This is a genomic window from Mesorhizobium sp. AD1-1 (assembly GCF_020164655.1).
GTDB lineage: Bacteria > Pseudomonadota > Alphaproteobacteria > Rhizobiales > Rhizobiaceae > Mesorhizobium > Mesorhizobium ciceri.
Genome location: NZ_JAIUGP010000004.1, coordinates 170,015 through 189,654 on the forward strand (window position 1 = coordinate 170,015; position 19,640 = coordinate 189,654).

At 63.8% G+C, this 19,640-nt stretch carries 22 protein-coding genes; 9 read left to right on the forward strand and 13 right to left on the reverse strand.

Features of this window, described 5'->3' with window-relative positions:
- Positions 1-5: 5 nt before the first annotated feature.
- Genes pobA through pcaD form a run of 6 tightly spaced genes read right to left on the reverse strand, consistent with a single transcriptional unit; the run spans position 6 to position 4,818 of the window.
- A complete protein-coding gene (gene pobA / locus LB519_RS10485) occupies positions 6-1,178 on the reverse strand; it encodes a 4-hydroxybenzoate 3-monooxygenase (protein WP_224619799.1) in 1,173 nt (390 codons plus the stop codon).
- Positions 1,178-2,230: a 3-carboxy-cis,cis-muconate cycloisomerase gene (locus tag LB519_RS10490; RefSeq protein WP_224619800.1), complete on the reverse strand. Its 1,053-nt coding sequence runs from the start codon at positions 2,228-2,230 to the stop codon at positions 1,178-1,180. The genes pobA and LB519_RS10490 overlap by 1 nt, the downstream gene beginning before the upstream one ends.
- Before the next feature lie 19 nt (positions 2,231-2,249).
- The gene (pcaG, locus tag LB519_RS10495; RefSeq protein WP_013532961.1) at positions 2,250-2,864 is read right to left on the reverse strand and encodes a protocatechuate 3,4-dioxygenase subunit alpha; all 615 of its coding nucleotides are present in this window, start codon (positions 2,862-2,864) and stop codon (positions 2,250-2,252) included.
- Positions 2,864-3,619, reverse strand: a complete 756-nt coding sequence (gene pcaH / locus LB519_RS10500; RefSeq protein WP_224619802.1) for a protocatechuate 3,4-dioxygenase subunit beta — start codon at positions 3,617-3,619, stop codon at positions 2,864-2,866. Before pcaH ends, pcaG begins: the two co-directional genes overlap by 1 nt.
- Positions 3,609-4,016: a 4-carboxymuconolactone decarboxylase gene (gene pcaC / locus LB519_RS10505; RefSeq protein ID WP_224619804.1), complete on the reverse strand. Its 408-nt coding sequence runs from the start codon at positions 4,014-4,016 to the stop codon at positions 3,609-3,611. Before pcaC ends, pcaH begins: the two co-directional genes overlap by 11 nt.
- Positions 4,009-4,818: a 3-oxoadipate enol-lactonase gene (gene pcaD, locus LB519_RS10510; protein WP_224619805.1), complete on the reverse strand. Its 810-nt coding sequence runs from the start codon at positions 4,816-4,818 to the stop codon at positions 4,009-4,011. The genes pcaC and pcaD overlap by 8 nt, the downstream gene beginning before the upstream one ends.
- A 93-nt stretch (positions 4,819-4,911) precedes the next feature.
- Here pcaD and pcaQ point away from each other — a divergent pair, with 93 nt between their 5' ends.
- Complete coding sequence (pcaQ, locus tag LB519_RS10515; RefSeq protein ID WP_027163885.1) at positions 4,912-5,829, forward strand: pca operon transcription factor PcaQ; 918 nt, start codon at positions 4,912-4,914, stop codon at positions 5,827-5,829.
- 18 nt (positions 5,830-5,847) lie between these two features.
- Here pcaQ and LB519_RS10520 read toward each other — a convergent pair whose 3' ends face one another.
- Positions 5,848-6,777, reverse strand: a complete 930-nt coding sequence (locus tag LB519_RS10520; protein ID WP_224619807.1) for an aldose 1-epimerase — start codon at positions 6,775-6,777, stop codon at positions 5,848-5,850.
- Between the two features lie 109 nt (positions 6,778-6,886).
- Between LB519_RS10520 and LB519_RS10525 the strand changes: the two genes are divergently transcribed.
- The 8 genes from LB519_RS10525 (at position 6,887) to LB519_RS10560 (ending at position 15,095) form a co-directional block, all read left to right on the forward strand.
- Complete coding sequence (locus LB519_RS10525; protein ID WP_224619809.1) at positions 6,887-7,630, forward strand: FadR/GntR family transcriptional regulator; 744 nt, start codon at positions 6,887-6,889, stop codon at positions 7,628-7,630.
- Positions 7,627-9,354 carry an IlvD/Edd family dehydratase gene (locus LB519_RS10530; protein ID WP_224619811.1) on the forward strand — a complete coding sequence of 576 codons (1,728 nt, stop codon included), beginning with the start codon at positions 7,627-7,629 and terminating at the stop codon, positions 9,352-9,354. The genes LB519_RS10525 and LB519_RS10530 overlap by 4 nt, the downstream gene beginning before the upstream one ends.
- Positions 9,355-9,365: 11 nt before the next feature.
- Entirely contained in the window at positions 9,366-10,142 is a 777-nt protein-coding gene (locus LB519_RS10535) for an SDR family NAD(P)-dependent oxidoreductase (protein ID WP_263484665.1), read from the forward strand.
- A gap of 32 nt (positions 10,143-10,174) precedes the next feature.
- A complete protein-coding gene (gene araD1 / locus LB519_RS10540) occupies positions 10,175-11,173 on the forward strand; it encodes an AraD1 family protein (RefSeq protein WP_224619813.1) in 999 nt (332 codons plus the stop codon).
- Between the two features lie 51 nt (positions 11,174-11,224).
- Complete coding sequence (locus tag LB519_RS10545) at positions 11,225-12,250, forward strand: ABC transporter substrate-binding protein (protein WP_063171582.1); 1,026 nt, start codon at positions 11,225-11,227, stop codon at positions 12,248-12,250.
- A gap of 75 nt (positions 12,251-12,325) precedes the next feature.
- Positions 12,326-13,429 carry an ABC transporter ATP-binding protein gene (locus tag LB519_RS10550; protein WP_013532972.1) on the forward strand — a complete coding sequence of 368 codons (1,104 nt, stop codon included), beginning with the start codon at positions 12,326-12,328 and terminating at the stop codon, positions 13,427-13,429.
- Positions 13,426-14,298, forward strand: a complete 873-nt coding sequence (locus LB519_RS10555; RefSeq protein WP_224619815.1) for an ABC transporter permease — start codon at positions 13,426-13,428, stop codon at positions 14,296-14,298. Before LB519_RS10550 ends, LB519_RS10555 begins: the two co-directional genes overlap by 4 nt.
- On the forward strand, positions 14,295-15,095 hold the full coding sequence (locus tag LB519_RS10560; RefSeq protein WP_127366329.1) for an ABC transporter permease: 801 nt from the start codon (positions 14,295-14,297) through the stop codon (positions 15,093-15,095). Before LB519_RS10555 ends, LB519_RS10560 begins: the two co-directional genes overlap by 4 nt.
- Before the next feature lie 91 nt (positions 15,096-15,186).
- Here the strand turns inward: LB519_RS10560 and LB519_RS10565 are convergent, their stop codons facing one another.
- The 6 genes from LB519_RS10565 to LB519_RS10590 are packed head-to-tail and all read right to left on the reverse strand — an operon-like array spanning position 15,187 to position 19,540.
- The gene (locus tag LB519_RS10565) at positions 15,187-16,446 is read right to left on the reverse strand and encodes an ABC transporter substrate-binding protein (protein ID WP_224619817.1); all 1,260 of its coding nucleotides are present in this window, start codon (positions 16,444-16,446) and stop codon (positions 15,187-15,189) included.
- A gap of 48 nt (positions 16,447-16,494) precedes the next feature.
- On the reverse strand, positions 16,495-16,923 hold the full coding sequence (locus tag LB519_RS10570; protein WP_013532976.1) for a hypothetical protein: 429 nt from the start codon (positions 16,921-16,923) through the stop codon (positions 16,495-16,497).
- Complete coding sequence (locus LB519_RS10575) at positions 16,920-17,975, reverse strand: aldo/keto reductase (RefSeq protein ID WP_013532977.1); 1,056 nt, start codon at positions 17,973-17,975, stop codon at positions 16,920-16,922. The genes LB519_RS10570 and LB519_RS10575 overlap by 4 nt, the downstream gene beginning before the upstream one ends.
- Complete coding sequence (locus LB519_RS10580) at positions 17,972-18,325, reverse strand: TIGR04076 family protein (RefSeq protein WP_064995058.1); 354 nt, start codon at positions 18,323-18,325, stop codon at positions 17,972-17,974. Before LB519_RS10580 ends, LB519_RS10575 begins: the two co-directional genes overlap by 4 nt.
- A 1-nt stretch (position 18,326) precedes the next feature.
- The gene (locus LB519_RS10585; protein WP_027163896.1) at positions 18,327-18,809 is read right to left on the reverse strand and encodes a DUF3830 family protein; all 483 of its coding nucleotides are present in this window, start codon (positions 18,807-18,809) and stop codon (positions 18,327-18,329) included.
- Positions 18,806-19,540 carry a GntR family transcriptional regulator gene (locus LB519_RS10590; RefSeq protein WP_024502532.1) on the reverse strand — a complete coding sequence of 245 codons (735 nt, stop codon included), beginning with the start codon at positions 19,538-19,540 and terminating at the stop codon, positions 18,806-18,808. The genes LB519_RS10585 and LB519_RS10590 overlap by 4 nt, the downstream gene beginning before the upstream one ends.
- Between the last annotated feature and the right edge of the window lie 100 nt (positions 19,541-19,640).

The window sequence follows — 19,640 nt, forward strand, 5'->3', positions numbered from 1 at the left end:
AGCCCTCAATAGGGCAGGCCGACATAGTTTTCCGCGAGCGCGGTCGATGCGGCACGCGACTGCACGAGATAGTCGAGCTCGGCCTCCTGGATGCGCTGGCCGAACTCGCCGGTGTCGGGAAAACGATGCAGCATCGTCGTCATCCACCAGGAAAAGCGAACCGCCTTCCAGACCCGTGCCAGCGCCTTTTGCGAATAGCAGTCGATGCCAGCCGCGGATTTGTCGCGATAGAAGTCGCACAAACCCGAGAAGAGATAGCGCACGTCGCTGGCAGCGAGGTTCAGACCCTTGGCGCCGGTCGGCGGCACGATGTGGGCGGCGTCGCCGACCAGGAACAGCCGGCCGAAGCGCATCGGCTCGGCAACGAAGGAGCGCAGTGGCGCGATCGATTTCTCGAAGGATGGGCCGGTGACGACGCTTGCCGCCGTCTGCTCGGGCAAGCGGCGGCGCAGCTCGTCCCAGAAGCGCTCATCCGACCACGCCTCGACACGGTCGCCCTCGGGGCACTGCACATAGTAACGGCTGCGGTGCGTCGAGCGCATCGAGCACAGGGCAAACCCCCTTTCATGATTGGCGTAGACCAGTTCGTGATCGGCCGGCGGCACTTCGGCCAGCACGCCGAGCCAGCCGAACGGATACTGCCGCTCGAAGATTTTCAGCGCACGCTCGGGCACCGATTTGCGGCTGACGCCGTGATAGCCGTCACAGCCGGCAATGAAGTCGCAATCGATGCGATGCGTGACCCCGTCCTTGTCATAGGTCGCGAAAGGTGCGGCGCCGTCGAAATCGTGCAACGCGACATTTGCCGCCTCGTAGATCGTGGTCAGTCCCTCCGCATCGCGCTTGTCCATCAAATCGTGCGTCACCTCGGTCTGGCCATAGACGGTGACATGCCTGCCGCCGGTCAGTGCCTCGAGGTCGATGCGGTGCAGGCGTCCGTCGAAGGCGAGCGAGATGCCGGAATGCGGCAGTCCTTCCGCGTGCAGCCTTGCCGCCGCGCCGGCCTGTTCCAGCAATTCGACGGTGCCCTGTTCGAGCACCCCTGCCCGCACTCGGCCAAGCACGTGCTCGCGGCTCGCGCGTTCCAGAATGACCGTCTCGACGCCGATGCCGGCCAGAAGTTGCCCAAGCAGCAGGCCGGACGGTCCGGACCCGACGATGACGATTTGCGTGCGCATCAGTGGCCGAGACTTTCGACCTGTGCGGCCAGCTCAGCGGCAAGGCGGAGCGACGCGGCCGTCGCGATGACCATTTGCGGCAGCAATAGCCATTCCAGCGTCCAGGCAGCGCCCGAGCGCTCCTGCTCATGCACGAGCGCGTGATGCATGCCCGCAAGCTGCGTGGCGTTGAAGCGGGCAAGCGCCACCAGCGCTTCGGCCTTCACCGGGTTCTGCTTGTGCGGCATGGCCGAAGAGCCGCCGCCGCCGGAAAGCTCGATCTCGGTTCCACCTTGCGCCATCAGCGCGATGTCCTGGCCGAATTTGCCGAGGCTGCCTGATAGCAGCGACATCAGGCCGGCGAAATCGGCGAGTGCGTCACGCTGGTTCTGCCAATGCGGTGCGTCGCCAAGGCCGAGCTTTGCGGCCAGTGCTGCGCGCACCGCCGGACCTTTGTCGCCTAGCTTTTCCAGCGTGCCGGCGGCACCGCCGAACTGCACCACCAGCAGACGCCTCGACTGTTCCGACAATCTTTCCTGATGCCGTTGCAGTGGCGCCCGCCACGTCCTGACGCGATCGGCCGCTTTGATCGGAATGGCTGGCTGCATGCGCGTCATTCCCGTCAGCGCCCTGCCGCCAAACCGCTCTTCGAGCGAGACGAGCCGTATAATGGTCTCGGTCAGAAGCAGGCCGAGATGCTCGACGATGGACTTCAGCCGAAACACCAGGCCGGTATCGATGACATCCTGGCTGGTTGCGCCGAAATGCACTTTGTCGCCATGCGGTTCGCCGACCGCCGCCCTGATCTGGCGTACCAGTTCCGGCACAATGACGCCGTCTTTGGCGACGGCAGCCCGCAGCAAGGCGGTGTCGGGCCGGAATGTGGCAAGTGCGGCCACGATCGCGGCGGCATCATCCTTGGTGATAATCCCGTTTTCAGCTTCCGCTTGCGCCAGCGCCCGCTCGAAGGCAAGCACCGCCTCGATTTCCGCCTCGACGGAAAAATGCCGGTTCGCCTCCTCGTCGCCGAGAAGAGCGGAGAGCAGTGGATGGTCGAAGGGCGATACGGTCATATCCTGCTCCTCCTGACCATCAGCTGTCGAAGAAGACCGTTTCCTTCTCCCCCTGGAGATGGATGTCGAAAACATAAATATCGCCGTTGCGCTCAGCGATCAGCGTCGGCACGCGGACGCGGTGCTCGATGCGCGCCAGGATCGCATCCCCGGCATTGGCCTTTTCCTCATCGGAAAAATACAGCCGTGTGTGCAGGCCGAGATTGATGCCGCGCGCGACGATCCAGAGGGTGATGTGCGGGGCCATCAGGCTTCCGTCCCTGAACGGCACGCGGCCCGGCTTGATCGTCTCGAACGTGCACAGACCGGTGTCCATGTCGGTCGGGCAACGGCCCCAGCCGAAAAAGTTCGGATCGGCCGCGCCGCGCAGTTCAGCCGGCGAATTGTAGAGCCCATCCGCATCTGCCTGCCAGATCTCGATCAGCGCATCCTTGAGCGGCGTGCCGGTACCGTCGAGCACCCGGATGCGCAGGCCGATGCGCTCCCCCTTGGTCTTGTCGTTGACCATGGTCGCACCAAGGTCGGTCGCATAGACGCCGCCGATGCCGCAGAAATTGGGCGTCAGCCCGATATGGACATAAGGTCCGGCGGTCTGCGAGGGGCTTTCCCTGAGCCGGTCGAGCGACTGGGCCATCAATTGCCCTCCAGCCTGTTTTCGAACAGCGACGCGCGGCGCCCGCGCAGCACGATGTCGAACTTGTAGCCGCGCGCGTCGAAGGGGATCGTCGCCTGCATGTCGAGCGTGGCGATCAGCGTTTCGACGGCGGCCTTGTCGGGGATGCCGCGCACGATCGGGCAGTGCCAGATCAGCGGATCACCCTCGAAATACATCTGCGTGATCAGCCGCTGCGCAAAGCCGTGGCCGAAGACCGAGAAATGGATGTGAGAGGGCCGCCAGTCGTTCGGCCCGTTCGGCCAGGGATAGGGGCCGGGCTTGACGGTGCGAAAGGCGTAGCCGCCATCCTCGCCTGTTATGGCGCGCCCGCAGCCGCCAAAGTTCGGGTCGAGCGGCGCCAGATAGCCGTCCTTCTTGTGGCGGTAGCGGCCGCCGGCATTGGCCTGCCAGAATTCGAGCAGCGCGCCGGGTACGCCAACACCGCGTTCGTCGAGCACCCGGCCATGGACGATGATGCGCTCGCCGAGCGCGCTCTCGCCGGGCCTGGCGAAATTGTGGATCAGGTCGGCGTCGAGTTTGCCGAGCATGGCGTGACCGAAGACCGGGCCTGCAATCTCCGACAGCGTGTTGTCGAACGGCAGCGGCGCCTTCTGCGGCGAGCGCAGCACGGAGCTCTTGTAATTCGGTGTCAGAACAGGCGGATGCCAGGTCCGGTCGCGCTGGAAGAAGGCGCCGGTCTCGGGCCTCCGGTTCGAGCCGGACTCATCGGTCATTCTGGCTTCCGTCCATTTCCGAAAACACGTCCTTGGCAATTCTGAAGGCACGGTTGGCGGCCGGCACGCCGGCATAGATGGCGACATGCAGGAACGCCTCGCAGATATCGTCGCGCGAGGCGCCGGTGTTGACGGTGGCGCGCACATGCATAGCAACCTCCTCATCATGGCCGAGTGCGGCCAGCAGCGCCAGCGTGACGATCGAACGCTCACGCCTGGTCAAGCCCGGCCGCGCCCACACGGTTCCCCAGGCGGCCTCGGTGATCAGATCCTGGAAAGGCTGGTCGAAATCGGTGGCGGCGACCTCGGCGCGCTCGACATGGCGGTCGCCAAGCACCGAGCGCCGCACCGCGAGGCCGGTGCGATATCTGGCTGCATCGCCGGGGACTTCATCCATGGGTTTCTGCTCCAGGGGCAAGCGACGCGATAAAACCGCGGATCAGGGCGGTGAGCGCTTCAGGCTGTTCGACGCAAGGAATGTGTCCAGCGTCGCGGATGATTTCGAAGCGCGCGCCGGGGATCAGCGCGGCCAGCGAGCGGACGAGATCGGGAGGTGTCGAGCCATCCTGGTCGCCGGCGACGCAGAGCGTCGGCACCGCGATGCGGCGTGCAGCATCGGTGAAATCGGCATCGCGAACGGCCGCGCAAGTCCCGATGTAACCTGCAAGCGCTTGCCTCGTCATCATGTTCCAGTAACCGTCGAGCTCGGCCTGACGCGCCGCGTGGAAGGCGGGGGTGAACCACACTTTGAGCACGCCATCGGCAATCGCCTGGATGCCCTTGCTTTCGACGGTCGCGATGCGTGTGTTCCAGCTGTCTGTCGTGCCGATCTTGTGTGCCGTATCGCAAAGGATCAGGCCTTCGACGATTTCAGGCCGCCTGGCATAGAGCCCCTGCGCGATCATGCCGCCGACCGACAGGCCGCACAGCACGACCTTGCTCAAGCCGAAATGATCGATGAGCGCCGAGAGGTCATCGACGTGATCGTCGATCGACCTGATGTCGCCGATGTCGGACAGTCCGTGGCCGCGCTTGTCATACACCAGCAGCGGCATTTCACCATCGAACGTCGAGACAATTTCGTCCCAGATCCGGAAGTCGGTGCCGAGCGAATTGATGAATATGATTGGGCGCGCATTGCCGGTCGCCTTGATGTGGCGATGGTGCAGCGTGATGCCGCCGATGGTGACGAATGGCACGGTTTCGATCCTCCGCCCTCACATTGCACAAGGCGTTTGGTTCGGTAAAATGATATTTTTTGGCGTTTCATTAACTCAGGGGTTATCAAATCCATGTCCGAGAGCCGTATCCGGTTCCGTCACCTGCAGGCATTCCTTGAAGTTGCGCGGCAGGGAAGCGTGGCGCGGGCGGCCGACTTCCTGCATGTCAGCCCGCCGGCGGTGACCAAGACATTGCGCGAACTGGAAGAGGCGCTGGGGGTGGCGGTCGTCGAACGCGACGGCCGCGGCATCAGACTGACGCGCATCGGCGAAATCTTCCTTCGCCATGCCGGTACGGCGATCACGGCGCTCAAGCAGGGTGTCGATTCCGTCCGGCAGGACGGGGCGGTCAACCGGCACCCGATCCGCATCGGCGCGCTGCCGACGGTGTCGGCGCGGGTGATGCCGCTTGCCATGAGCCTGTTCCTCAAAGAGAGCACCGGTGCGGCGATCAAGATCGTCACCGGCGAGAACGCGGTGCTGCTCGAACAGTTGCGCACCGGCGCGCTCGATCTCGTCGTCGGACGGCTGGCGGCGCCGGAGAACATGACCGGCTTCTTCTTCGAGCATCTCTACTCCGAACAGGTGCTGTTCGTGGTGCGGGCGCGACATCCGCTGCTTGAGCCCGGACAGGACGTGTTCGCGCGGCTCGACGAGTTCCCGGCGCTGATGCCGACACGGGAATCGGTCATCCGCCCTTTCGTCGACCGCCTGTTCATCACCAACGGCATGACGGCGCCGGCAACCGAGATCGAAACCGTCTCGGACTCCTTCGGCCGCGCCTTCCTGCGGCAGAGCGATGCGGTCTGGATCATTTCGGCCGGCGTCGTCGCCAATGAGCTCGGCAGCGGCGCCTTCGTCGCCCTGCCGGTCGACACCGAGGAAACCAAGGGACCGGTCGGCCTGACGATGCGGACCGACACGGCGCCCTCGCCGGCCTTCTCCATCCTGCTGCAGACCATCCGCGAAGCGGCGAGGCAAAGCAGTTGATGCGGCTCAGACTGGCGATCAGATCTCCCGCGAAGGCGTGAAGCGAACGCTGGCGGACCGCATGTGCCCGGGCGCCAGTACGATGCAGCCGGTCTCGATGCCCGTGTCAGCCCTGCGGTTGAAGGCATCGGTGATGTTGCTGACCGGTTCGGCGCAAAAGAACGGCTCGCCGGGCGGCGTGTAGAGGACAAGGAAATCGAGTGGCGCCTCGGCCTCGATGTCCAGTTGCCGTCCATGCTCCGGCCAGGAGATCCGGGCGCGGCGCGACCATCCGGTGAAGACCGTGTCGAAGTCCGTCTCCGACACGTCGAAGCCCGTGGTCGGGTTGGAGCCTGCAGGCGGCAGGACGTGCCGGGTGGGCAGGATTTCCGCGTCGGTCTCCCACATGCCGGACACCCGCGCCTGGACATGTGTCCACGGCGTCGACGGAAAATAGGGATGTAGGCCAAAGCCTGCCGGCATCGGCGTGTCCGAAAGGTTGCGCAGCGAGAGGGCAATCGCCAGCCTGCCATCGATCAGCGAGATGGCCTGCCTTGCCTCATAGCTCCACGGCCAGGAATCGGCGGCATGGCGATAGGATAGGACCGTGCTGCTGGCTTCGTGCCGCACGACTGTCCATGATCGACGCCAGCCATGGCCGTGCTCATAGTGCGGATCGTCCGAGTTGGTCGGCAGTTCGACGGTGCGGCCGGCGAATGCGAAGCGGCCGCCCCTTATGCGATTGGAATAGGGAACCAGCGGGAAGCAGGCCATGGCGCCGGCATCGCGGCCGTCGATCGCCGCCTGATCCGCAGGGCGCAGCCAATCCACGACGGATCCGTTTTGCCGCCAGCGATACGACGCCAGCGCGCCGCCGGCGGCCGGCGCGATCTCCACGGTCGCAATGCCGTCGCTGATCGAGATCAGCCCTTGGTGCTGCTCGGCAACGGCAGCGGAATTCTTTGTCATCGGCACTCCCCCATCCCTTGACTCCAATCGCAATGCCGATAAGACATATCATATGAATAGTATGAAGAATAACAAATCTTTCAGTATGGCGCGTACGTCGAGAGTCGCGGTGGCGGTTTCCAGCGGCTCCACCGCTCTGCATGCGACCGTCGTCGAGCAAATCGGATTGCGCATCGTTCAAGGCGATTTCCTGCCCGGCGAGGCACTGCCCAATGCCGACGATTCAAGCGAGATGCTGGGGGTCAGCCGCACGGTGCTGCGCGAGGCGATCAAGGTGTTGGCGGGCAAGGGGCTGGTCGAATCGCGGCCGAAGACCGGCACAAGGGTGCGTCCTCGTGCCGACTGGAATTTCCTCGACCCGGACGTCCTGTCATGGCGCTATGCCAGCGGTGTCAGCGCCGACGATGTCCGGGCGCTGTTCGAATTGCGCAGGGCCATCGAGCCGATGTCGGCAGCGCTTGCGGCCCAGCGCGCCACGCCAGCGCAGATCGCCGAGATCAATGCAGCTCTGGTCGAAATGGAGGCGCTGGTCGACGACGGCGACCGCTTCGCCAAGCCTGACCTTTTGTTCCACCAGACCATACTGCGCATGACCGGCAATGAGCTGATCGGCTCGCTGGCGGCACTGGTCGAAACCGCATTGGTGACGAGCTTTCGTCTTTCCAACGACAATCCGGAAGGGCAGCGCCCCTCATTGCCGCTGCACCGGGAAGTCGCCGAAAAGATCGCCGCCGGCGACGCGACCGGCGCACAAAAGGCGCTGCTGGTCCTCATCGACAATGCCGAGGAGGACGTGCGCCGCAGCGTCGAAAACCGCAACAAGCGCCGCCAGGAACGGGAACAGACATCGTGACCGACACCAAACGCAAACTGCGGTCCGAGGCCTGGTTCGGCGGTGAGGGCAAGAACGCCTTCATGCACCGCAGCTGGATGAAGAACCAGGGCATTCCCGCCGACGCTTTCGACGGCCGCCCGGTGATCGGCATCTGCAACACCTGGTCGGAATTGACCCCATGCAACGCGCATCTGCGGGCGCTGGCCGATCACGTCAAGCGCGGCGTCTATGAAGCCGGCGGCCTGCCGCTCGAATTTCCAGTGATGTCGCTGGGCGAGAGCAACATGCGCCCCACCGCCATGCTGTTTCGCAATCTGGTCAGCATGGATGTCGAAGAGTCCATCCGCGGCAATCCGATCGATGGCGTCATCCTGCTGGTCGGTTGCGACAAGACCACACCGGCGCTGCTGATGGGTGCCGCATCGTGCAACCTGCCGACCATCGCCGTTTCCGGCGGGCCGATGCTCAACGGCAAGTTCCGCGGACAGGATATCGGCTCGGGCACCCACGTCTGGAAATTCGCCGAGGAGGTTAAAGCCGGCCGCATGCCGGTTGCCGACTTCCTCGCCGCCGAGCAGGGCCAGAGCCGATCGGCGGGCAGCTGCATGACGATGGGCACGGCCTCGACCATGGCCAGCATGGTCGAAGCGCTCGGCATCGGCATGCCGGACAACGCCGCGATCCCGGCGGTGGATTCGCGCCGTGGCGTGCTCGCCCAGATGGCCGGACGCCAGATCGTCGATCTGGTGCGCAGGGACGTGACGATCGCGGAGATCCTCACCAGGCAAGCGTTCGAGAACGCCATTCGCGTCAACGGCGCGATCGGTGGCTCGACCAATGCGGTGCTGCATCTGATCGCCATCGCCAACCGGATCGGTGTCGATCTCAGCCTCGAAGACTGGGACCGCCTAGGTCGTGACGTTCCAACTATTGTCGATTTGATGCCGTCGGGCCGGTTCCTGATGGAAGATTTCTACTACGCCGGGGGGCTAGCTGCGGTCATGGCGTCGCTTGATGAAGTGGGGCTTCTTCATCGCGACGCCATGACCGTCAGCGCCAAGACCATCGGTGAATTGATCGACGGCGCGCCCAACTACAACAGCGAAGTGATCCGCCCAATGAGCGAGCCGCTGACCAAGGAAGGGGGCATCTCCATCCTGCGCGGCAATCTGGCGCCTGACGGCGCGGTCATCAAGCCGTCCGCGGCAACGCCCGAGCTGATGCAGCATCGCGGCAAGGCGGTGGTGTTCGAAAACATCGAGCATTACTACGCCCGCATCGACGATCCGGAGTTGGACATCGACGCCACCTCGGTGATGGTGCTGAAGAACTGCGGGCCGCGCGGTTATCCCGGAATGGCCGAGGTCGGCAACATGCCGCTGCCGGCCAAACTGCTCAAGCTAGGCATCTCCGACATGGTGCGCATTTCGGACGCGCGCATGAGCGGCACCGCCTACGGCACCGTGGTTCTGCATGTGGCTCCAGAAGCTGCCGCAGGCGGCGCGCTGGCGCTGGTGCGCGACGGCGATCTTATCGAGCTCGATGTCGCCGGCCGCCGGTTGGAACTTTTGGTGTCGGAAGAGGAGCTCGCCATCCGCCGGCGTGACTGGAAGCCGCCGGCGTCGCCGGAGGGCGGCTACCAGAGCCTTTATGTCGAGCGCGTGCTGCAGGCCGACAAGGGCTGCGATTTCGACTTTCTCGTCGGCCGGCGCGATGCCGGCATTCCTCGGCATTCGCACTAGAGAGGCGCGCGATGACGGATGAAATCGGCTACGCGATCTATCCAAGCCTCAAGGGCCGCAGCGTCTTCATAACAGGCGGCGGCAGCGGCATCGGCGAAAGCCTGGTGCGCCATTTCTGCGCCCAGGGCAGCCGCGTCGCCTTCGTCGACATGGCCGAAGAACCATCCCAACGTCTGGTCGACGCGATTGCGGCCGAGGGACATGCCGCGCCGCTGTTCATTCCCTGCGACCTGCGCAACGTCGAAGAGTTGCAGGCGGCAGCCGTGCAGGCAATGCAGCACAATGGCCCCATCCAGGCGCTGTGCAACAATGCCGGCAATGACGACCGCCACCAGACCAAGGATGTGACGGTTGCCTATTGGGACGACCGCATGGCGGTCAATCTGCGCCACCAGTTTTTCGCGGCGCAGGCAGTGCGTCCGCAGATGAGCGCGCAGGGCGGCGGCTCGATCATCAACTTCGGCTCCATCACCTGGATGGTCGGCGATCCGGATTGCCCAGCCTATGTCACCGCGAAAGCGGGTATTTACGGCATGACGCGGGCGCTGGCCCGCGAGCTTGGCCCCGAGCGCATCCGCGTCAACTGCATGGTGCCGGGCTGGGTGATGACAGAGCGCCAGATGCGCCTGTGGCTGGACCCGGCCGGCGAACGCCAGATCGCGGAAAGGCAGTGCCTGCCCGACCGGCTGCAACCCTCCGATATCGCGCGCATGGCGCTGTTCCTCGCCGCCGACGACAGCCGCATGTGCACGAGCCAGCAGTTCATCGTCGATGCGGGCTGGGTGTGATCCGTACGGTTTCAAAGGAAGAAGGTTAGTTCATGCGTCTTGTTCAGTTCAGAATGGCCGACGGCAGCAGACGGGTGGGCCGCGTCTGCGATGACGGCAATCATCTGCACCCGCTCGAAAAGACCAGCAGCGTGCTGGAACTGGCCGAAGCGGCAATTGCCCAGGGCACGTCGATCGCAGCGCTGGTCGAGAAGCGGACCGGCACGGCGAAAATCGACTACGACCAACTGTTGCGCGATGGGCAGGTGCTCGCTCCGGTCGACCATCCCGAACCGGCGCGCTTCCTGGTCACCGGCACCGGCCTCACCCACACCGGAAGTGCCGCCGCGCGCAACCAGATGCATGTTATGACCCATGGCGAAGGTGCCGACGAATCCGATTCCTTGAAAATCTTCCGCATGGGGCTGGAGGGCGGCAAGCCTGGCTCCGGCAAGATCGGGATTCAGCCAGAGTGGTTCTTCAAGGGCGTCGGCACCTGCGTTGTCCCGCCCGGCGCGCCGCTGCCGATGCCGGCATTCGCGAAAGCCGGTGCCGAGGAAGCCGAGATCGTCGGGCTTTATGTCAATGGACCCGATGGCCATCCCTATCGCATCGGCTATGCGCTCGGAAACGAATATTCCGACCACGTGACGGAGGGCGAGAACTACCTTTATCTCGCCCATTCCAAGCTGCGCTCCTGCTCGATTGGTCCGGAACTGCTGATCGGTGACCTGCCCGAAGAAGTGCGCGGCCATTCGCGCATCCTGCGCGACGGCACTGTTATCTGGGAGCAGGAGTTCCTGTCGGGTGAAGCGCACATGTCGCACTCGATCGCCAATCTCGAACACTTCCATTTCCGCTACCCGATGCACCGCAGGGCGGGCGACCTGCACGCCTATTTCTTCGGCGCGGCGGTGATGAGCTACGCCTCCGGCGTCAAGACGGCTTCCGGCGACGAGTATGAAATCCAGGCACAGACGTTCGGCAAGCCACTGCGCAACCGGATGGTGTCGGTGCCGGACGAGGGACTGGTCGCTGTTACCCAGCTGTGACGGCGCAGGCCCGAAAATTACGGTCCACCAGAACGATAATGGGAGATTAAAATGGGACTGAAGAAAGCGTTTCTAAGACTAGCCACAATCGGGCTCGGCATCGGCCTGATGACATCGGCGGCGCTCGCCGCGAACCTTCGGGTACTGGCCTGGGACGGCTACGCCGATGCCGACTGGGTCAAGGACTTCACCGCCGCGACCGGCATCGGCGTCGATGTCGTCTTCATCGGCAGCGACGACGAGATCTGGGCCAAGATCAAGGGCAGCGAGGGCCAGGACTTCGACGTCTTTGCTGTCAACACCGCCCAGTTGCAGCGCTACATCAAGGCTGACCTGGTGTCGCCGATCGACGTCACCAAGCTCGCCAACCAGAAAGACGTGCTGCCGCGCTTCCGCGACCTGACGGCGGTCAGCGGCGTGACCAAGGACGGCAAGGTCTACGGCATTCCGTTCTGCTTCGACTCCATCGGCCTGATCTACGACACCGACAAGGTCAAGCCGGCGCCGACCTCGATGTCGGTTCTGTGGGACCCGGCCTACAAGGGCAAGGTGCTGGCGTATGATAATGGCGAGCACAATTTCTCGTTCACCGCACTGACGCTCGGCTACAAGGATCCGTTCAACCTCAATGAAGAGCAGATGGCTGCAGTCAAGGCCAAGCTGGTCGAACTCAAGCGCAACGTGCTCAGCTTCTACACCACCGCCGACGAGGCGCAGCAGATCTACCAAAACAATGATGTGGCCCTGATCTGGGCCAATTACGGCCAGCAGCAGGTCAAGGCGCTGCAGAAGATCGGCGCCCATGTCGCCTATGTCAATCCGAGCGAGGGCGCGCTTGCCTGGCTCGACAACTGGGTCATTTCCAAGGGTGTCCGTGATAATGCGGCAGCCGAGAAATGGATCGATTTCATGCTGAGCAAGAGGGTCGGCGGCGAGCTTTCCGAGCGCACCGGCTTCGGCAACACGGTGACGGAAACCGGCAGCGCCGGCGGCAACGACAAGCTGGTCTGGCTCAACAATGTCGAGGACCCGCTCAAGCGTTCGGACATGTGGAACGAGGTCAAGGCAACGCCCTGATCTTTCCGCACCATGCCTTCGAAGGACCCGGCGGTCCGGAGTTCCGGACCGCCGAAGCGTATGCGAGAGTATTTCATGAACCAGAACACCGACCTCTTGACGCTGCGGTCCGTCTCGAAATCCTACGGCACGGTCCCCGTGCTGCACGACATCGACCTGTCGATCAAGGACGGTGAGTTCCTCACCGTTCTTGGACCATCCGGCTCCGGCAAGACCACGGTGCTGCGGCTGATCGGCGGGCTGGAACCGCTGACGTCGGGGGAGATACGCCTGGATGGGCAAGACATCAGCCGCATGCCGATCAACCGGCGGCCGTTCAACACCGTGTTTCAGGACTATGCGCTGTTCCCGCACCTGACCGTTTCCGGCAATGTCGGCTACGGGCTTTCGGTTCGCCATGTCCAGCGCAAGGAAATCGCGCGCCGAGTCGCGGAGGCGCTGGAACTGGTCCAGCTCGGGCGTTTCGCCGACCGCTTTCCGGCGCAGCTCTCCGGCGGCCAGCGCCAGCGCGTCGCACTCGCCCGTGCGCTGATCTGCCAGCCGCGCCTGATCCTGCTCGATGAGCCGCTCGCCGCACTCGACCTCGAACTGCGCCGGCAGATGCAGGTGTTCCTAAAGTCCATCCAGCGCGAAATCAGGACCACCTTCCTGTTCGTCACCCATGACCAGGAAGAAGCCATCGGCATGGCCGATCGGATCTGCGTCATGGAGGCCGGCCATATCCGCCAGCTCGGCACGCCGCACGACCTTTACTACAGACCGAATTGCGAATTCGTCGCGCGTTTCTTCGGCGAGAACAATCTGGTGGCCGGGAAACTCGGACCGGTCCAGGGCGAGCTGCGATCGATCGAGACGGCGCTCGGGCGCCTCATCTGTTCGATCAGCGACCAGCCGCATTTGAAAGCCGCAGCGGAAGGCGCCAGCGCTTACGCCGCGTTCCGTCCAGAAGCCTTGCACCTTGCGGATGCAAAGGACACCGACAACCGTTTTTCCGGCACGATCTCCGATCTGGCCTTTGCCGGCTCGTCGACCGTCGCCACCATCGCGGCCGGCCCCGACAATGCCGCGCAACGCTTGCGGCTGCGCGTGCCAAGCCGGGTCGACGGCAGCGCGCTCAGATCCGGCGAGGCCGTATCGCTTTCCTTTGCGCCGCATGAAGGCCATCTGGTGCTGGCATGAGCGAAGCCGGATCGACACTGCCTGCGGAAAAACGGCTGTCGCTGCTGGTGACGGTGCTGGCGTTTGCCTTGCCAGTGGTCTTCGTCCTGGTGCCGCTGGCGATCTTCCTCGGCTACAGCTTCTTCAGCGTCGACCAGGGCACGATCGTCTACGGCTTTTCGCTGGGCAATTATGTCAGGTTCTTTACCGATCCGGTCTTTCTGCCGGTGTTCTGGAACACCATCGTGCTGTGCGTGTCGGTGGCCATCGTCTGCATCCTGCTCGCCTATCCCGCCGCCTATTTCCTGACGACGCTGAAAGGGCGCTGGCGCTATGCCTTGCTGATGCTGCTCTTGGTGCCGCTGCTGATGAGCTACGTCATCAAGATCTATGCCATCCGCAGCATCCTCGGCCTCAACGGTTTCCTCAACAAGGCACTGGTGGCGCTCGGCATTCTGCAGGAACCGTCGACGCTTTTCGTGTTCAATATGAACGCCATCCTTTTGACGCTGACCCTGCTCTTGATCCCCTTCGCCATCCTGCCGATCTTCCTGTCGCTGGAGCGGATTCCGCAAGTGCTGCCGCGCGCATCCGACGATCTCGGCGCGAGCGGCTTGCAGACCTTCCTGCGCATCACCTTGCCGCTCAGCCTGCCCGGCGTCGCTTCGGCGGCGAGCTTCGTCTTCGTGCTGGCGATCGGCGATTTCCTGACGCCGCAGATGGTCGGCGGGATCAGCGGCTTCACCTTCGGCCGCATCCTCTACAGCCAGTTCGGCACGGCCTATAACTGGCCGTTCGGCGCGGCGCTGTCGGTGGCGCTGGCCGTCGTGGTGATCGCCGCAATCCTCATCGGCGAACGCTTTGGCCGCAACCCGGGGACTTCGGCATGAGCGCCCTGCCCCGACTGTCCACGATCTTTCTGGCCGCGATCACGACACTGGTTGCGGTCCTGCTCTACAGCCCGCTGTTCGTGCCGATCGTGTCGTCGTTCTTCACCATTTCGCATGGCTCCGTCGACTGGTCGTCGCCGACGCTTGCGACCTATGTGGCGCTGGCTGAAAACCACGACATATTGGCCGCTCTGCGCACGACGCTGATCGTCGGCGTCTGCACCGTCATCCTGTCGGTGGTCAGCGGAACGCTGCTGGCGCTCTATTATCATGGGCGCCGTTCCGGACGCTCGCTGCTGCAGTTCATCATCTTCCTGCCGTTCCTGATGCCGCCGATCATCAGCGGCCTGGCTCTGCTGATCTTCTTCCGCGAGATCGGCCTCGAACGCTCGCTGCTGACGGTCGTCATCGGCCATACGGTTTTCGTGTTGGCGATAGTCTACCGCACGGTACTGACGCGGCTGCAGTCGATGAGCCGCACGCTGGTTGAAGCGTCCTACGATCTCGGTGCCACGGGCTGGCAGACCTTCTGGCGCATCATCCTGCCGAACCTGTCGAGCGCCATGGTCGGCGGCGCCATCCTGGCCTTCGCCCTGTCATTCGACGAGACCATGATCACCATCCTGGTCACTGGCACGCAAAGCACGCTGCCGGTCAGGCTGTGGGCGATGATGCGGCTTGGCTTCTCACCCGATATCAATGCGCTGGTGGCGCTGATCCTGATGTTCACCGTGCTGCTCTGCGTGCTCGCCGCCCGCTTTCTCATCCCCAGGCAAGTTGCGACGGAACGGACGTGAGTGCCGGGCAAGAGCGCCGCAATGAGGCAGCCATATTCTTGGCCCGGCATCGATGCTGACATAATCGATGCCGGACCAAACGGAATGATGCTTACTGAAGCTTGGCCTGCAAGGCGTTGACATCGTCGGTGGTCATTTCACCGTCCGTCGCTACCTTGCCGTCGACGATCTTCCACAGCCGGAACGGGCCTGTGATGTCGCCATATTTATCGAAGGCGACCGGGCCGATGACGCCTTCGTAGCGGATCGGCTTGCCGTCCTTGATCAGGCCGAGCGCCTTGGCGAACTCTTCCTTGCCAGCAAAGATCGGCGTGCCGGCCGGATCGACCGCCTTGTACATCGCGTCCTTGATCTTGGCCGGGTCCTCAGAGCCGGCAATGGCGATGGCGAGGCCAACAATCGCGCCGGCGTCATAGGAACGGTCGGCTGCCGGATTGGTCGGTTCGATGCCGGAGAATTCCTTATAGTTCTTGGTGAAATACTCCGTCGAGGCCGTCGGGCTGGTGCCGGACGACGTGCCGTAGGCTTCCTTCAGATAATCGGCGCCGACGGATTCGATGAAGTCCGGGCTGTTCATGCCGTCATTGAGCAGGAATTTCTGCACGCCGCCCTGCGAGATCCAGGTGCGGGCGACCGTGGCGCCGTCGACCGGTGTGCTGACGAGGTAGAGACCGTCCGGTTCACCGGCCATTGCCGCGGTGACTTCGGAGGCATAGCTCGACTGCTTTTCATTGTAAGGCGTGTCGGCGACGATGGTGCCGCCGAGCGCTTTGTAGGCACGCGAGAATTCGGCCACCATGTTGACGCCGAAATCGTTGTTGACGTGGATGATCGACAGCTTCTTGAAACCCTTGTCGATGGCATATTTGGCGGCGGCGACACCCTGCAGCGCATCCGAGGTGATGGTGCGGAAGAAGATGCCGTTGGTCTTGCCGTCGCGGCCGAGCGCCGTCAGCGTCGGCGAGGACGACGCCGGCGAGACCTGGACGATCTTGGCTGGCGCGGTCACCGAGGTCAGGATCGGGATCGACACCGACGAGATGATGCCGCCGATGATGACCGGCACCTTCTTGACCTGAACAAGTTGGGTGGCGGCGTCGACGGCGATGTTGCCCTGGCTCTGGCTATCGCGCGTGTCGGTGACGAGATCGCAGCCGCGCACCCCGCCGGCTCCGTTGATGTCGCGGAAGGCCATCTCGACCGACTTGGCGCCGGCCTGGCCGTATTCGCCGGCCGGGCCGGTCAGCTCCATGACGAGGCCGACGGTGATCTTGCAATCGGCGGCTTGCGCGGCACCCGCCATCGTGACGAGAGCGAGCGCTGTGGTGAGTTGGAGTATCGTCTTTGTCATTGTTGTTCCCCTTTCGTTACTCGACTGTATTTGAATTCTGTAGCCTGTTCAGCGTTCCGGCACCTGCAGCCAGGTTTCATGCAGATGTCGCCATTCGACGCCGTTGGGCGCCGATGAACTGGTGGTGAAGACGGCGCTCGATTGACGGCGGCTGTGCTTGCCTGCGCGCAGCTGCGCTTCGACATAGAGGACGACGATGGTATCCGCGTCCTGCCAGCCGGGCCGGATGTCCTCGATCGAAATGGCGAAACCATCGTCGCAGGAAGCACGGCTTGCGCGGACATGGTCGACGACCGCTTCGCGATCGAGGATATGTCCGTCCGGCGCCACCATGCTGAGGTCCTTGCCCATGGCGCGTTCGAAGCGGCCGAAGTCCACCGTGTTGGCTCGCGCGGCGACGAACCAGTCGACGAAGAAGCGGTGCAGGTCGATGATTTCGGCGCTGGCGCGTGAAAACAGGGAGGGTTCGCCGCTCATTTCTTCCCCGCATTGAGGTTGTAATGCATGATCGAACCGTGGCGGCCGCGGCGGTCGCGTTCCAGCGTGTAGACGTCACCTTCGAGGCCGGTGCCTTGCGCGATGACGGCCGCAATCCGCTCCCGGTCCTCGGCGTCGAGCGCAACGTCCATGATTTTCGCATTGGCAATGGCGTGGGCCTGGTTGCGGGCGCCGACGATGACCGCCGCCACTTGCGGCTGCTCCAGCACCCAGGCGCTAGCGATGGTGGCGACGTCAACGCCGTGGCGGTCGCCAACGGCCTTCAGCGCCTGCAGCAGGTGCTGGAACAGCTCCCAGCCGCCAAAATCGTCAATGATCAGCTTGTACTTGACCAGCGAGCGGTTTTCGAGCGGCGTGGCGGGCTCGGCCGCACCGAGCCATTTGTTGCTGAGGAAGCCGCCGGCGACTGAACCATAGCAGAGGAAGCTGACGCCGTTCTGTTTTGCGAGCGCGGCCAGGCTGCTGCCCGGGCGCTGGTCGAGCACGGAATATTGCAGTTGCTGGCTGACCAGCGGGATGCCGGCAGCGAGTATCTCGGCGAGCCTTGGCGTGTCGAAATTGGTGGTGCCGAGATTTCGCACCTTGCCCTCCAACCGAAGCTCGTTGAGCCAGCCCATGGCATCGACATAGCGCGGCTGTTCATAGTCCCACCAATGGAACTGCACGAGATCGAGCCGCTCGGTCTTCAGCCGCCGCAATGACTGGTCGATGATGCCCCTGATGTAGTCACGGCTGATACTGGCCAGCCGTTCGAGGTCGGGCACCAGCTTGGTGTGCACCTTCATCCGGGCCGCGACGTCGAGGCCGCGCTCGCTGGCCAGCCGCAGGCGCGCGGCACCGATCAACTCCTCGACGCCGGTGTAGATGTCGGCGCAGTCATAGGTCCAGATGCCGGCATCGAACGTGGCGATCAGATCGGCCACCGCCTGGCTGCGGTCAATGGCGCCGTGGCCGCCAGCCAGCTGCCAGCCGCCGCGAATGACGCGCGAGATGGTGTAGCCGGGGCCGAGTTCGAAGGTGTTTGCGGTCATCTCAGGTCATCCTCTTTCGGCAGCGGCACCGCCGTCGTCTCGGCGTGGCTGAACCGCCGCTTGGCGGCCCTGACGATCCGCAGCCGGCTGCCGCAATTGGGATCGGGACAAGCGATCTCGGCGTCCGAGGTCATCCAGTCGTTCGGGTGGGTTGGGCGCTGCTTGGCTGCCAGCAGCGGCAACACGGCGGCGATCGAATAGATCGAAAAACCCTGCCCTGCCGGCATCGACAGCATCTCGCCCTTGAGCTCGAAATAGTCGCCTTCCTTGGCGCCGCAATAGATAGGTTTGCCCTTGGGGATGACCGCCTCGACGCGAAGGTCGAACAGCTCGAAACTGTCGTCGGCCATGTCAGGCCTCCATCAGGCTGAAGGTGATATCGCAGGCGCCGTTGCGGCGGATGACACCGCACGCGGAGGCGAACCGGTCACGCTCTTCGACGCGCACCTGCGCCACCACACTGCCGGCCAGCCAGCCTATCGGGAACAAGAGCCGCGCGCCCTGCCCGTAGTAGAGGCCAATGTCGAAGATCGCATTGGGATTGCCGCCCCACATGCGTGGCGGCACGTAGGACAGTACGATGTCGCCCGGCTGCGGGTTCAGCGTCGCGTTCTCGGCCGGCAACGGTTTTGCATAGGCCTGGCCCTCGAGGTCGGTTGATGGAACCGGACAGGAAATCTCAGGCCCGGTCCACATCGCATGGATGCCCGGAACAACGCGTGGCGTGCCGAGGTAGGCCAAGAGGAAGGCAGCGTTTTCCGGCGCCTTCTCGGGCAGCAGCAATGCCGTTACGGAAAGCTGCGAGCGCGGCTCGGTGATCCTGATGGCGGTCATGTCTGGTCTTTCGCGGCGGCGGCCTGCAACTTGCTGCGCAGGAAGGTGAAGGGTCGGCTGATGTCGGCGACCAGCGACTCGCGCGCCGCCTGCGCATCCTGCGTGGACAGCGCCGTGACGATGCGGCGGTGATATTGGGCGGTGTCGACCTCGCCGGCTTCCGAGAAGGCGTAGATGGCGACACGAATGCAGGGACCCGATTGCAGCCACAGGCTCTCGATCATCGGGATCAGCACGGCCGAACCGCAGGAGCGGTAAATCTCGAAATGAAAGCTCTGGTTGAGCGTCACTTCGCGGTCGACGTCCTTCTTGTGTTTCAAAGCCCGCATCTCGTCCCATTCGGCGAGGATGGTTTCGATGGTGGCGATCTGGCGCGGACCCATGCGGGCGGCGGCCAGCGCGATCGCCTCGCCCTCGATCAGGATGCGAGCCCGCAGGAGATCGTCGAGGCGTTCCAGCGTGATCGGCGGCACGCGCACCGAACGGTTAGGCAGCGCCTCCAGCGCCTTTTCCGTGATCAGCCGGCCGAGCGCCTCGCGCACCGGCATGGTCGAGGTGACCAAGGCGTCAGCCAGGCCGCGGATGGTCAGCACCTGGCTCGGTTCGAACAGGCCGCCAATCAGGGCGCGGCGCAGCTCGGAATACACGCGGTCCTGCACGGTCTCGCGGCCGACCGGCGCAAGCTGGGCCGCGATCACCTCGTTGTTCTTTTCGATGGCAGCCTTTTGCATGGAATTCCGTTCGTGGCCGGTTTTCGGCTTGCGGAGGAAATTAAAGCCGAATAGCGTGATCAACGCAAGTGTGATCACAAATCATAATCAGGAGGCGGCA

Bases quoted from the DNA above. Each gene is read 5' to 3' on its own strand.
- pobA (WP_224619799.1), bottom strand. From the start codon at position 1,178: ATGCGCACGCAAATCGTCATCGTCGGGTCCGGACCGTCCGGCCTGCTG.
- LB519_RS10490 (WP_224619800.1), bottom strand. From the start codon at position 2,230: ATGACCGTATCGCCCTTCGACCATCCACTGCTCTCCGCTCTTCTCGGC.
- pcaG (WP_013532961.1), bottom strand. From the start codon at position 2,864: ATGGCCCAGTCGCTCGACCGGCTCAGGGAAAGCCCCTCGCAGACCGCC.
- pcaH (WP_224619802.1), bottom strand. From the start codon at position 3,619: ATGACCGATGAGTCCGGCTCGAACCGGAGGCCCGAGACCGGCGCCTTC.
- pcaC (WP_224619804.1), bottom strand. From the start codon at position 4,016: ATGGATGAAGTCCCCGGCGATGCAGCCAGATATCGCACCGGCCTCGCG.
- pcaQ (WP_027163885.1), top strand. From the start codon at position 4,912: ATGTCCGAGAGCCGTATCCGGTTCCGTCACCTGCAGGCATTCCTTGAA.
- LB519_RS10520 (WP_224619807.1), bottom strand. From the start codon at position 6,777: ATGACAAAGAATTCCGCTGCCGTTGCCGAGCAGCACCAAGGGCTGATC.
- LB519_RS10535 (WP_263484665.1), top strand. From the start codon at position 9,366: ATGACGGATGAAATCGGCTACGCGATCTATCCAAGCCTCAAGGGCCGC.
- araD1 (WP_224619813.1), top strand. From the start codon at position 10,175: ATGCGTCTTGTTCAGTTCAGAATGGCCGACGGCAGCAGACGGGTGGGC.
- LB519_RS10545 (WP_063171582.1), top strand. From the start codon at position 11,225: ATGGGACTGAAGAAAGCGTTTCTAAGACTAGCCACAATCGGGCTCGGC.
- LB519_RS10550 (WP_013532972.1), top strand. From the start codon at position 12,326: ATGAACCAGAACACCGACCTCTTGACGCTGCGGTCCGTCTCGAAATCC.
- LB519_RS10555 (WP_224619815.1), top strand. From the start codon at position 13,426: ATGAGCGAAGCCGGATCGACACTGCCTGCGGAAAAACGGCTGTCGCTG.
- LB519_RS10560 (WP_127366329.1), top strand. From the start codon at position 14,295: ATGAGCGCCCTGCCCCGACTGTCCACGATCTTTCTGGCCGCGATCACG.
- LB519_RS10565 (WP_224619817.1), bottom strand. From the start codon at position 16,446: ATGACAAAGACGATACTCCAACTCACCACAGCGCTCGCTCTCGTCACG.
- LB519_RS10570 (WP_013532976.1), bottom strand. From the start codon at position 16,923: ATGAGCGGCGAACCCTCCCTGTTTTCACGCGCCAGCGCCGAAATCATC.
- LB519_RS10575 (WP_013532977.1), bottom strand. From the start codon at position 17,975: ATGACCGCAAACACCTTCGAACTCGGCCCCGGCTACACCATCTCGCGC.
- LB519_RS10580 (WP_064995058.1), bottom strand. From the start codon at position 18,325: ATGGCCGACGACAGTTTCGAGCTGTTCGACCTTCGCGTCGAGGCGGTC.
- LB519_RS10585 (WP_027163896.1), bottom strand. From the start codon at position 18,809: ATGACCGCCATCAGGATCACCGAGCCGCGCTCGCAGCTTTCCGTAACG.
- LB519_RS10590 (WP_024502532.1), bottom strand. From the start codon at position 19,540: ATGCAAAAGGCTGCCATCGAAAAGAACAACGAGGTGATCGCGGCCCAG.